At 71.4% G+C, this 11,198-nt stretch carries 11 protein-coding genes; 7 read left to right on the forward strand and 4 right to left on the reverse strand.

What is annotated here, in order from left to right:
• Nucleotides 1-70: 70 nt before the first annotated feature.
• Complete coding sequence (locus F0L46_RS23945; protein ID WP_149822138.1) at nucleotides 71-1,084, reverse strand: polyprenyl synthetase family protein; 1,014 nt, start codon at nucleotides 1,082-1,084, stop codon at nucleotides 71-73.
• A gap of 112 nt (nucleotides 1,085-1,196) precedes the next feature.
• On the opposite strand from F0L46_RS23945, the gene F0L46_RS23950 reads away from it, so the two are divergent.
• Both F0L46_RS23950 and F0L46_RS23955 read left to right on the forward strand, forming a co-directional pair.
• A complete protein-coding gene (locus F0L46_RS23950; protein WP_149822139.1) occupies nucleotides 1,197-1,421 on the forward strand; it encodes a putative signal transducing protein in 225 nt (74 codons plus the stop codon).
• On the forward strand, nucleotides 1,414-2,184 hold the full coding sequence (locus tag F0L46_RS23955; RefSeq protein ID WP_149822140.1) for a tRNA1(Val) (adenine(37)-N6)-methyltransferase: 771 nt from the start codon (nucleotides 1,414-1,416) through the stop codon (nucleotides 2,182-2,184). Before F0L46_RS23950 ends, F0L46_RS23955 begins: the two co-directional genes overlap by 8 nt.
• A 56-nt stretch (nucleotides 2,185-2,240) precedes the next feature.
• Here the strand turns inward: F0L46_RS23955 and F0L46_RS23960 are convergent, their stop codons facing one another.
• Nucleotides 2,241-2,615, reverse strand: coding sequence for a hypothetical protein (locus F0L46_RS23960; RefSeq protein ID WP_188312120.1), 375 nt, complete (start codon nucleotides 2,613-2,615; stop codon nucleotides 2,241-2,243).
• 312 nt (nucleotides 2,616-2,927) lie between these two features.
• On the opposite strand from F0L46_RS23960, the gene F0L46_RS23965 reads away from it, so the two are divergent.
• From F0L46_RS23965 to glyS, 3 genes are all read left to right on the forward strand, one after another.
• On the forward strand, nucleotides 2,928-3,788 hold the full coding sequence (locus F0L46_RS23965) for a S49 family peptidase (protein ID WP_149822141.1): 861 nt from the start codon (nucleotides 2,928-2,930) through the stop codon (nucleotides 3,786-3,788).
• 115 nt (nucleotides 3,789-3,903) lie between these two features.
• On the forward strand, nucleotides 3,904-4,842 hold the full coding sequence (locus tag F0L46_RS23970) for a glycine--tRNA ligase subunit alpha (protein WP_149822142.1): 939 nt from the start codon (nucleotides 3,904-3,906) through the stop codon (nucleotides 4,840-4,842).
• Between the two features lie 316 nt (nucleotides 4,843-5,158).
• The gene (glyS, locus tag F0L46_RS23975; RefSeq protein WP_149822143.1) at nucleotides 5,159-7,447 is read left to right on the forward strand and encodes a glycine--tRNA ligase subunit beta; all 2,289 of its coding nucleotides are present in this window, start codon (nucleotides 5,159-5,161) and stop codon (nucleotides 7,445-7,447) included.
• Here glyS and ligD read toward each other — a convergent pair.
• Both ligD and F0L46_RS23985 read right to left on the reverse strand, forming a co-directional pair.
• Nucleotides 7,380-8,366 carry a non-homologous end-joining DNA ligase gene (gene ligD, locus F0L46_RS23980; RefSeq protein ID WP_149822144.1) on the reverse strand — a complete coding sequence of 329 codons (987 nt, stop codon included), beginning with the start codon at nucleotides 8,364-8,366 and terminating at the stop codon, nucleotides 7,380-7,382. The two genes, glyS and ligD, sit on opposite strands and share 68 nt — an antisense overlap.
• A gap of 239 nt (nucleotides 8,367-8,605) precedes the next feature.
• Nucleotides 8,606-8,992 (reverse strand): response regulator, encoded by a 387-nt coding sequence (locus tag F0L46_RS23985; RefSeq protein ID WP_188312121.1) that lies wholly within the window; start codon nucleotides 8,990-8,992, stop codon nucleotides 8,606-8,608.
• 191 nt (nucleotides 8,993-9,183) lie between these two features.
• Between F0L46_RS23985 and F0L46_RS23990 the strand changes: the two genes are divergently transcribed.
• Together F0L46_RS23990 and F0L46_RS23995 are read left to right on the forward strand one after the other, a co-directional pair.
• Nucleotides 9,184-10,032, forward strand: coding sequence for a lysine/arginine/ornithine ABC transporter substrate-binding protein (locus tag F0L46_RS23990; RefSeq protein WP_149822146.1), 849 nt, complete (start codon nucleotides 9,184-9,186; stop codon nucleotides 10,030-10,032).
• A 292-nt stretch (nucleotides 10,033-10,324) separates the two neighbouring features.
• Nucleotides 10,325-11,176, forward strand: coding sequence for a transporter substrate-binding domain-containing protein (locus F0L46_RS23995; protein ID WP_149822147.1), 852 nt, complete (start codon nucleotides 10,325-10,327; stop codon nucleotides 11,174-11,176).
• Nucleotides 11,177-11,198: the final 22 nt, after the last annotated feature.

The following is an 11,198-nucleotide window of genomic DNA, read 5'->3' on the forward strand; positions in this document are numbered from 1 at the left end:
CACTCAGGGCGGCCAACGCGGGCGGGCGGGTTTCGTTCGCGAGCGGGCGGTGCGACGGTTTGAGGCCGCCTCAATGCGCCCGGGCGATGCAGAACTCCACCGTGTCGAGGAGCGCGCGCTTCATGGGGCTTTCGGGGAAGAGGGCGAGCGCGTCGCGGGCCATGGCGCCGTAATGGCGGGCGCGCTCGATCGTGTCCTCGAGCGCCCGGTGGCGGCGCATGACCGCGACCGCCTGGTCGAGGTCGCCCTCGCGGATGTCGCCCTGCTCCAGGGTGCGGCGCCAGAAGGCCCGCTCCTCGTCGGAGCCGCGCCGGAAGGAGAGCACCACGGGGAGCGTGATCTTGCCCTCGCGGAAATCGTCGCCGACGTTCTTGCCGAGCGCCTTGGCCTTGCCGCCGTAGTCGAGCGCGTCGTCCACGAGTTGGAAGGCGATGCCGAGATTCATGCCGTAGGAGCGGCAGGCGGCGGCCTCGGCCTTGGGCCGCTTGCCGATGACGGGGCCCACCTCGCAGGCTGCGCCGAAGAGCTCGGCGGTCTTTGCGCGGATGATGGCGAGGTACTCGTCCTCGTTCGTCTCGGTGTTCTTGGCGGCGGCGAGCTGCATCACCTCACCCTCGGCGATCACGGCCGCGGCGGAGGACAGGATCTCGAGGGCGCGCAGGCTGCCCACCTCCACCATCATGCGGAAGGCCTGGCCGAGCAGGAAGTCGCCGACGAGCACGCTCGCCTCGTTGCCCCACTTCACCCGCGCCGCCACCTGGCCGCGGCGCATGTCGCTCTCGTCCACCACGTCGTCGTGCAGGAGGGTGGCCGTGTGCATGAACTCGACGCCGGCCGCGAGCTTGATGTGCCCGTCGCCCTCGTAGCCCGCGAGCACCGCGGTCGCGAGGGTGAGCATCGGGCGCAGGCGCTTGCCCCCCGACGAGATCAGATGATTCGCGACCTCCGGGATCATCGTGACCTCGGAGCCCGTCCGCGACAGGATCATCGCGTTCACGCGCTGCATGTCCGGAGCCACGAGCCCGACCAGGCCCTCGATATCGGCCCGCGGCCCCTTGTCCTCGAACGGAACGACGACGCCCACGCTATCCACCCTTTGTCCGCCGGCCAGACCGGTGCGAAGATGGCCGCACCGTGGCACGTCCGTCCCTTAGACCGCAACGCGAGGGATTGACGCAAGAAGGAGTCTCCACCGGATGGTGGAATTGATCCGTACGAACGACATCGTCCTCATCGGCTACGTGGAGTCGCTTTTGGAGCAGGCCGGCATCGGCGTGTTCGTGGCCGACCGCCACATGAGCGCCCTCGACGGCTCCATCGGAGCCATCCCCCGCCGCATCCTCGTGCCCGACGACGAGGCGGTCCAGGCCCGCCGGCTCCTCGTCGACGCGGGGCTCGCGGCCGAGCTCCGCGATGGATAGCGCGTTCGAGGTGGGCGAGGACGCCCTCCTCGACGGTCGCCTGCGCCTCCTCCAGCCCCGCCGCGGCCACCGGGCCGGCACCGACGCGGTCCTGCTCGCCGCCGCGGCCTCCGTCCGGCCGGGCGAGCGGATCGCGGATTTCGGCGCGGGCACCGGCGCCGTGGGCCTCGCGCTGGCGGCGCGGGAGCCGTCCGCCCGGGTGATTCTCATCGAGCGCGATCCCGATCTCGCGGAGCTGTGCCGGCGAAACCTCGCCCTCAACGGGGCCGAGGGGAGGGGGGAGGTGCTATGCCTCGACCTCCTGGCGGGCCGCGCCGCGCGGGAGGGGGCGGGCCTCGCCGGGCTCGACCTCGTGGTGACGAACCCGCCCTTCGTCGAGGCGGGCGAGGCGCCGCGCTCCCCTGAGCGCCTGCGGGCGAACGCCCACGAGCTGCCCCCCGGCGGCTTCCGGCGCTGGCTCGAGGCTGCGGCGGACGCGCTGCGCCATCGCGGGCGGCTTGGCATGATCCAGCGCGCCGACCGCCTCGTCACCTCCCTCGACGGCCTGCGGCCCGCCTTCGGCGGCTTCACCCTGCGCCCCGTCCATCCCCGGGCGGACGCGCCGGCGATCCGGGTGCTCGTCGGCGCGGTGCGGGCTGGGCGCGCCGCGCCGGTCCTGCTGCCGCCCCTCGTGCTCCATGGGGCGGACGGGCGCTTCACGCCCGAAGCCGAGGCGCTGCACCGGGGCGGGCTGCTCGACGACGGCGCGTCGGCCGGCACATGAAAAAAAGGCCGCTGCGGGGGCAGCGGCCTCTCGATCCTCGGCGGTGGGCGTGCCGATCAGTAGCGACGGGTGCAGACCCGGACCGGCCGGCGGACATAGCCGTAGCCCGTCGCGACGAGGCGGATCTGCGTCCGGCAGACCACCCGCGGGCGGCGGATCGGGCGATAGCCGTAGACCGGACGGCCATAGACCGGGCGCCCGTAGACGGGACGGCGGTACACGGGGCGGCGGTAGACGCGGCGCTCCCGGTAGACCGGGCCGCTGCGATAGACCGGGCCGCTCTGGTAGTACTGCGCCGTCCGGATCGGCGCCTCGCCCGCGACGGCCGGGGCCGCGCCGGGGCCGACGGCCGCCTGCGACGGGGCCGGGCTGAACGCGGCGAGACCGCCGACCAGGGTTGCCACCACGGCGACGAGCTTTGCGAACCTCATGACGTTCTCCTGTTGCGGCCAGGCCGTCTTGACGCCTGCGACCGTGGCCGATCGTCCACTCTTACGCTGGGATATGTGAACGGGAGCTGTCTAGCCTCCTGCCCTCAAGCTTATCCGTGCTCCGCCGCACGGCCCGCGCCGCCCGCCTGCGGCAGCAGCACGCGGGGTCCGGCCGGCGGATCGAGCGTGTCCGTGCTTGCCCGCGTGAGGCCTTGTCCCCACCTTGGGTGGCGCGCGGCGATGCTGCCCAGGATCGGGAACGTCCCCGGGACGTTGCGCCCCGACCGCCGCCGAACCTGACAGGATCCCGCCTTGGCCTCGTTTCTCGACACCATCCGTCCCTTCCTGCCCGCGCGCTTTCGCGAGCGCCGGCCCGTGGTCCCCGTCGTGCGGCTGGTGGGCGCGATCGGCGCCGTCTCGCCCCTGCGGCCCGGCCTCTCCATCGCGTCCTGCGCCGCGGCGCTGGAGCGCGCCTTCGCGGTGAAGGGCGCCAAGGCCGTCGCGATCGTGGTGAACTCCCCCGGCGGCTCCCCCGTGCAGTCGCATCTCATCTACCGCCGCATCCGCTCGCTGAGCCTGGAGAAGAAGCTCTCCGTCCTCGTCTTCGTGGAGGACGCGGCGGCGTCGGGCGGCTACATGATCGCCTGCGCGGGCGACGAGATCATCGCCGATCCCTCCTCCATCGTCGGTTCGGTCGGCGTGGTGTCGGCGGGCTTCGGTCTCGACCGGCTCATCGAGCGCTACGGCGTCGACCGGCGCGTCCACACCACGGGCCCGCGCAAGGCCATGCTCGACCCGTTCCGCCCGGAGAACCCGGACGACATCGTGCGCCTCAAGGCCATCCAGTCCGACATCTTCACCGCCTTCTCGGACCTCGTCGCCGAGCGGCGCGGTACGAAGCTCACGAAGACCCGCGAGGAGCTGTTCACGGGCGACATCTGGGCCGGCCGCGCCGCCCTCGACCTCGGCCTCGTCGACGCCATCGGCGACCTGCGCACGGTGCTGCGCGCGCGCTTCGGCGCCAAGGTGCGCATGCCCGTGATGCCCCTCGCGCGCCCCGGCTTCCTCGCCCGCCTCCTCGGCCGCGATCCCACCATCGGCTCGCTCATCGACCCGGGCCAGGCCATCGCGGCGGTGGAGGAGCGCAGCCTCTGGGCGCGGCTGGGGCTGTAGGGCCGACTCCTCTCCCCGCACGGCGGGGAGAGGTGCCCCGCCCGGCCACCGGCTTGACACGCGCGTAGCCCCGTCCCTAAGCCTCCGCCCCGGTCACCCCCGCCAGGATCTCGCGATGACGCTCCCCGCCTCCATGGACCCGGCCCGCTCGTTCCAGGGCCTGATCCTCACGCTCCAGCGCTACTGGGCCGAGCGCGGCTGCGTCATCCTCCAGCCCTACGACATGGAGATGGGGGCGGGCACGTTTCACCCCGCCACCACCCTGCGGTCGCTGGGCCCCCGGCCCTGGAACGCGGCCTACGTCCAGCCCTCGCGGCGGCCCAAGGACGGGCGCTACGGCGAGAACCCCAATCGCTTCCAGCACTATTACCAGTTCCAGGTCATCCTGAAGCCCTCGCCCCCCGACCTGCAGGACCTTTATCTCGGCTCGCTTCGCGCCATCGGCCTCGACCCGCTCCTGCATGATGTCCGCTTCGTCGAGGACGACTGGGAGAGCCCGACGCTCGGCGCCTGGGGGCTCGGCTGGGAGTGCTGGTGCGACGGCATGGAGGTGAGCCAGTTCACCTACTTCCAGCAGGTGGCGGGCTTCGAGTGCGCGCCCGTGGCGGGCGAGCTCACCTACGGCCTGGAGCGCCTCGCCATGTATCTCCAGGGCGTCGACAACGGCTACGAGCTCAACTTCAACGGCGGGGAGGGGGACCAGCGGGTCACCTATGGCGACGTGTTCCGGCAGGCCGAGCAGGAATATTCCCGCCACAACTTCGAGCACGCCGACACCGAGATGCTCTTCCGCCACTTCCGCGACGCCGAGAGCGCCTGCCGCCGCTATCTGGAGGCGGGCGAGCCCAAGCCCGGCTCGAACGAGGACCGGCACCTCATGGCGCTCCCCGCCTACGACCAGTGCATCAAGGCAAGCCACGTCTTCAACCTGCTCGACGCCCGCGGCGTGATCTCGGTCACCGAGCGCCAGAGCTACATCCTGCGCGTCCGCGAGCTCGCCAAGGCCTGCGGCGCCGCCTGGCTGAAGACCGAGGGCGGCCGCGCGGCGGCGTAAGCCCCCCTCTCCCATGGGGAGGGGGATGCACGAAGTGCCAGGGGGCTGAGGGGCGGACGCTGGGAGGCTCGCATCGCCCCACCGCCGCATCACCGTCATCCCCGGGCTTGACCCGGGGACCCAGGCCCACCGCGCCGCTGGATGGCCGGGTCAGGCCCGGCCATGACAAGCGGAACGGTGGTGGACCCCTGGATCGGCGTCCAACCCCTCACCCCCGACCCCTCTCCCCATGGGAGAGGGGAGGCGGAGACCCGTCTCGACACCCTCATCCCCGCCCTGTATGGCAGCCCGGACACCTTCAAGCCCTGCGATCCCGATGCCCGACCTCTTCCTCGAACTGTTCTCCGAAGAAATCCCGGCCCGCATGCAGCGGCGGGCGGCGGAGGATCTGAAGAAGCTCGTCACCGATGCGCTCGTGGAGCGGGGCTTCCTCTACGAGGGCGCGCGGGCGCTCGCCACCCCGCGCCGCCTCGCGCTCACGGTCCACGGCCTGCCCGCCAAGGGTCAGGACGTGCGGGAAGAACGCAAAGGGCCCCGCGTCGGCGCGCCGGACGCCGCGATCCAGGGCTTCCTCAAGGGCGCGGGCCTCGCCTCCCTCGACCAGGCGCGCATCGAGAGCGACCCGAAGAAGGGCGAGTTCTACGTCGCCGTCATCGAGCGCCCCGGCCGCCCGACGCCGGAGGTGCTGGCCGAGATCGTCCCGGCGATCGTGCGCGCCTTCCCCTGGCCGAAATCCATGCGCTGGGGCGCGGCCTCCGCGCGGCCGGGGTCGCTCGCCTGGGTGCGCCCGCTTCACTCCATCGTCTGCACCTTCGGCCCCGAGACCGAGGAGCCTGAGGTGGTGCGCTTCGAGGTGGGCGGCGTGGAATCCGGCGACGTCACCTATGGCCACCGCTTCCACGCGCCGGGCCCCATCCGGGTGCGCCGCTTCGAGGACTACGCCGCCTCCCTGCGCGACGCCTTCGTGGTGCTCGACGCCGATCAGCGCAAGGACATCATCCTCCACGACGCCCGCGACCTCGCCTTTGCGCAGGGGTTGGAGCTCGTCGAGGACGAGGGGTTGCTGGAGGAGGTCGCGGGGCTCGTCGAGATGCCCGTGGTGCTCATGGGATCGTTTGAGGAGGCATTCCTCGCGATCCCGCCCGAGGTGATCCGGGCCACCATCCGCGCCAACCAGAAGTGCTTCGTCCTGCGCCGCCACGACGGCTCGCTCGCCAACCGCTTCATCCTCGTCTCGAACCTGCGCGCCACGGACGGCGGCGCCGCGATCGTGGCGGGCAACGAGCGCGTGGTGCGCGCCCGCCTCTCCGACGCGCTCTATTTCTGGCAGACCGACCAGCGCGACCTGCCGGGCTTCGCGGGCGCCGGAAAGCCCCTCGACCAGCGGCTGGCGAAGCTGAAATCCCTCAACATCGTCTTCCACGAGAAGCTCGGGACGCAAGGCGAGCGCGTGGAGCGCATCACGGCGCTCGCCCGCGAGCTGGCGCCCCTGGTCGGTGCCGATCCGGACCTCGCGGCGCGCGCCGCCCAACTCGCCAAGGCCGACCTCATGACCGAGGTGGTGGGCGAGTTCCCCGAGGTGCAGGGCCTCATGGGCCGGCGCTACGCCGAGCTCCAGGGCGAGCACCCGAGCGTGGCGGCGGCGATCGAGGAGCACTACAAGCCCGTGGGGCCGAGCGACCGCGTGCCGACGGACCCGGTGTCGGTCGCCGTGGCGCTGGCGGACAAGATCGACACGCTGGTGGGGTTCTGGGCGATCGACGAGAAGCCGACGGGATCTAAGGATCCGTATGCGCTGCGGCGGGCGGCGCTGGGGGTGATCCGGACACTTGTAGAGAACAATCTGCGCCTTCCGCTCTTCTTCGGCTTTGTAATCGTCGGCAGACGCTTCATGTCCGAGATGTTGAAGCGTGCTGCCCAGCCATTGGACAATCGTCTGAAGTTCCTCGAAGCATCTGGTGACTTGAACAGAGAGGGGCTGCTGTCCCAACTAGTCAGTGTTTCGGGGCGAGCGGCAAGCTTGTTGAAAGCCGAGGAGGCTCTCTCCGTACCCCCACAACCTGTTGAGATCGAACGTATCGGCAGTCTCCTCTCCTTCTTCGCCGACCGCCTCAAGGTCTACCTCCGCGACCAGGGCGCACGGCACGACCTCATCGACGCCGTCTTCGCGCTGCCCGGCCAGGACGACCTCCTGATGATCGTGCGCCGCGTCGAGGCGCTCGGGCGCCTGCTCGCCACGGAGGACGGCAAGAACCTTCTCGCGGGCTATCGCCGCGCCGCCAACATCCTGCGCATCGAGGAGAAGAAGGACGGCCGCTCCTATGACGAGGCGCCCGATCCGGCGCGCTTTGCGCTGCCAGAGGAGCAGGCGCTCGCCGCGGGCCTCGAGCGGGCGACCGGGGCGGCGTCGGCGGCGGTGGCCGCGGAGGATTTTGAGGGCGCCATGCGGGCCCTCGCCGAGCTGCGCCCGGCCGTGGACGCGTTCTTCGAGGGGGTCACGGTGAACGCCGACGATCCCGCCTTGCGCGACAACCGCCTCAAGCTCCTCGCGACGCTCCGCCGCGCGACGCGGGAGGTGGCGGACTTCTCGAAGATCGAGGGGTAGCACCTCTCTCAAGGGAGGTGGGCAGCGGCCGCGCGGCCGCCGCGAAGCCCTCCCACGGGTCGCGCGTCGATCCCGCCAGGCGCGCCGGGACCGTCGCCACCGTGAGATCGCCCGGCCGCAGGCCCGGCGTGAGCTCGTCCCAGGCGAGCGGCGTCGCCACGGGGGCGCCGGGCCGGGCGCGGGGGGAGTACGGCGCGACCGCGGTGGCGCCGCGGGTGTTGCGCAGGTAGTCCACGAAGATGCGTCCCGTGCGCTCGGCCTTGCGGCTCGCATGGGTGAAACGGCTAGGCGCGTCGTGCTCCATGCTCCCGGCGAGCGCCGCCGCGAAGGCCCGCGCCTCCTCCCAGCCCGCCCGGGGCACGAGGGGCGCCACCACGTGCAGGCCCTTGCCGCCGGTGGTCTTGAGGAACCCCACGAGGCCCGCCGCCTCGAGCCGGCCGCGCACCTCCAGCGCTGCCGCCCGCACCGCGTCGAAGCCCACATCCTCCGCCGGGTCGAGGTCGATGACGAGCCGGTCGGGGCGTTCGGGATCGGCGAGGGTCGCGCCCCAGGGGTGGATCTCCAGCACGCCCGCCTGGACGAGGGCCACGAGGCCCGCGGGGTCCCGCACCGCCACCGCCTCGTCGTCCCCGACCCGGACGGCCTCCACCGCCGGGTCGAGGCCGGCCCAGGGGTGCTTGGCGAAGAAGCAGGATGTCCCGGAGCCGCCGGGGCAGCGCACGAGGGTCAGGGGACGGTTCGCGGCATGGGGCAGGAGATGGCCGGCTACCGCCTCGTGGTAGCGGGCGAGGTCGCGCTTGGTGATCCCCTGACCCTCCCACAGCACCCGATCGGGATGGGTGAGCGCGATTCCCGCCACGCGCTCCGTCGCGGCCTTGGCGGAGCCCCGTTTCGACGTTGCAGGTGCGGATGGCGGCATGGGAGCTCCCGACGCTTCGCCCAGTCAACGGCAAAGGCGGCGCGAGCGATCCCGCGCGCGAGGAGGCTGGCCCCGATTGGCTGCGAAGTCTCACCCTCGTCCTGAGGCGCGACCCCGGACTTGATCCGGGGGAGCCTCGAAGGGCGCCTCAGGGATATCCGGTGCCTGTAGCAGGCGTGGTGCGTGCTTCGAGACGCGCTCGTCGAGCGCTCCTCAGCATGAGGGGGTTGGAGGCGCCCTCAAACCTCCGGCTCGCCCCGGGCCAGGCGCTCGATGGCACGGATGATCTGGGAGGGGCGGTAGGGCTTGGGGAAGAACAGCGAGTCCGAGACCCGGCGCTCGGCGCCCGGCGCGTAGGCGCTGGCATAGATGATCGGCCGCTCGGGATGGATCTCGCGGAAGCGCCGGGCGATCTCCCAGCCGTCGATCTCCCCCGGCAGCCGCACGTCCGTGAACAAGACGTCGATGTCGGGGCGCGTCTCGATGGCCCTAACGGCCTCCTCGCCCATGCCGGCCTCGATGACGGTGAAGCCCACCTCCTCGAACTCCAGGACGATGGTCGTGCGCAGGATGACGTTGTCCTCGACGGTGAGCACGGTCAGGGGAGGTTTCGGGGCGTCGGTCATGGCCATCGGGGGAGCGAGGCGGGGCCCCCTCATATCAGCGCGGGCGGGCCGCCGCCACCGCCGCGCGGCGGCAACTTGGCCGCAGGGCGGTGCCGTCGCGGCAGGCCTTCTTCTCAAACCCAGGCGCGTTCGCTAGCCTCCCGCCCACCGGTGCGAGAGACCGCACCCGAACCCTTGGAGGAGACCCTTTCATGACCATCGCCAAATTCGTCGGGCTCGCCCTCGTGGCGGGCCTTCTCGGCGCCGGCCCGGCGGGCGCGCAGGCGCAGAAGACCGTGCGGATCGCCACCGAGGGCGCCTACGAGCCTTGGAACTTCACGGGCGCGGGCGGGCAGCTCCAGGGCTTCGAGATCGACCTCGCCAACGACCTGTGCCGGCGCATGAACGCCAAGTGCGAGATCTCGGCCCAGGACTGGGACGGCATTATCCCCTCGCTCCAGGCGGGCAAGTTCGACGCCATCATGGCGGGCATGAGCATCACCGAGGAGCGCGAGAAGGCGATCCAGTTCTCCCGCGCCTACGCCAACGCCCCCAACGGCCTCGTGGTCGAGAAGACCTCGGCGCTCGCCAAGATGCCGCTCACCGGCGAGCGCTTCGATCTGGGCCGCGACGAGGCGGGCGCCAGGAAGGCGATCGAGCAGATGAAGCCGCTCCTCAAGGGCAAGACCGTGGGCGTGCAGGGCTCCACGACGCACGCGGCCTTCGCCGAGAAGTACCTCAAGGGCACCGCCGAGATCCGCGAGTACAAGTCGACGGAGGCGCACGACCTCGACCTCGCGGCCGGCCGCGTCGACGCCATCCTCGCCGATTCCACGGCGCTCCAGGGCACCCTCAAGAAGCCCGAGTTCAAGGGCTACGCCATGGTCGGCCCGAACTTCAACGGCGGCGTGCTCGGCCGCGGCGTCGGCGTCGGCCTGCGCAAGGCCGACGCGGAGCTGAAGGGTCAGTTCGACAAGGCGGTGCAGGAGGCGGTCGCCGACGGCACGGTGAAGACCCTCTCCGAGAAGTGGTTCGGCCTCGACATCACCCCGCGCAGCTGACCGACGATCCCCCTCCCCCTTGCGGGGAGGGGTCAGGGGTGGGGGTCGTGAAGTCGGAGCTGCGGATGGGGATTAGGAGCACGCAGGCTGCTACAGCCCTCTTCTGAACCGGGACCTCTCGCGTCCGGACCCCCACCCCCAGCCCCTCCCCGCAAGGGGGAGGGGTGCATGCCTCGTGAACAAGCGGGGTCTGCCCACGCTTTCCCCTTGCGCGACCCCGGCCTTTCCGGATTAGCTCTCGTCCATCCGCGCCGCGCGCCAAAACGCGGCGGCAAGACAGGGGAATGGTTCGATGAGGATCCTGAAGGTGATCGGGCTCGCGCTCGTGGGCTCCGCGCTCGCGATGGGCTCCGCGCAGGCGCAGAAGAAGTGGGAGACCGTGAAGATCGCCACGGAGGGCGCCTACGCCCCGTGGAACTTCTCCGGCCCCGGCGGCAAGCTGGACGGGTTCGAGGTCGAGCTCGCCAACGACCTGTGCCGCCGCATGGGCGTGAAGTGCGAGGTCGTGGCCCAGGACTGGGACGGCATCATCCCGGCGCTCCAGGCGGGCAAGTACGACGCCATCATGGCCGGCATGAACGTGACGCCGAAGCGCATGGAGGCGATCCAGTTCTCCCGCGTCTACGCCGCGAGCCCGCACGGCTTCGGCGTCCTGAAGTCCTCGCCGCTCGCCAAGCTCGCGGGCACGGGCGAGGTCTACCACCTGGAGCGCGACGCCGCGCAGGCCCAGACGACCATCGACGCATGGAAGCCCCTCCTCAAGGGCAAGACCATCGGCGTCCAGGGCTCGACCGTGAACTCGGCCTTCATCGAGAAGCACTTCAAGGGCGTCGCCGAGATCCGCGAGTACAAGACCACCGAGCAGCACGACCTCGACCTCGCGGCCGGGCGCCTGGACGCGATCTTCGCCGGCCATTCCGCCCTCGCTGCCACGGCGGAGAAGCCCGAGTTCAAGGACATGACCATCGCGGGCGCGGGCGTCTCGGGCGACGTGCTGGGCGCGGGCGTCGCGGTCGGCCTGCGCAAGGGCGACACGGAGCTCAAGGCGATGTTCGACAAGGCGATTAACGAGGCCATCGCCGACGGCGGCCTCGCCAAGCTCACCGCCAAGTGGTTCACGGTGAAGATGACGCCGCAGACTTGAGGCCGGCCCGCCTCCCCTCTCC

Source organism: Salinarimonas soli (assembly GCF_008386575.1).
GTDB classification, from domain to species: Bacteria; Pseudomonadota; Alphaproteobacteria; order Rhizobiales; family Beijerinckiaceae; genus Salinarimonas_A; species Salinarimonas_A soli.

Coding starts and splice junctions, on each gene's coding strand:
- F0L46_RS23950 (WP_149822139.1), top strand. CDS start 1,197: ATGGTGGAATTGATCCGTACGAACGACATCGTCCTCATCGGCTACGTG.
- F0L46_RS23990 (WP_149822146.1), top strand. CDS start 9,184: ATGACCATCGCCAAATTCGTCGGGCTCGCCCTCGTGGCGGGCCTTCTC.
- F0L46_RS23960 (WP_188312120.1), bottom strand. CDS start 2,615: ATGAGGTTCGCAAAGCTCGTCGCCGTGGTGGCAACCCTGGTCGGCGGT.
- F0L46_RS23995 (WP_149822147.1), top strand. CDS start 10,325: ATGAGGATCCTGAAGGTGATCGGGCTCGCGCTCGTGGGCTCCGCGCTC.
- F0L46_RS23985 (WP_188312121.1), bottom strand. CDS start 8,992: ATGACCGACGCCCCGAAACCTCCCCTGACCGTGCTCACCGTCGAGGAC.
- F0L46_RS23970 (WP_149822142.1), top strand. CDS start 3,904: ATGACGCTCCCCGCCTCCATGGACCCGGCCCGCTCGTTCCAGGGCCTG.
- F0L46_RS23955 (WP_149822140.1), top strand. CDS start 1,414: ATGGATAGCGCGTTCGAGGTGGGCGAGGACGCCCTCCTCGACGGTCGC.
- glyS (WP_149822143.1), top strand. CDS start 5,159: ATGCCCGACCTCTTCCTCGAACTGTTCTCCGAAGAAATCCCGGCCCGC.
- ligD (WP_149822144.1), bottom strand. CDS start 8,366: ATGCCGCCATCCGCACCTGCAACGTCGAAACGGGGCTCCGCCAAGGCC.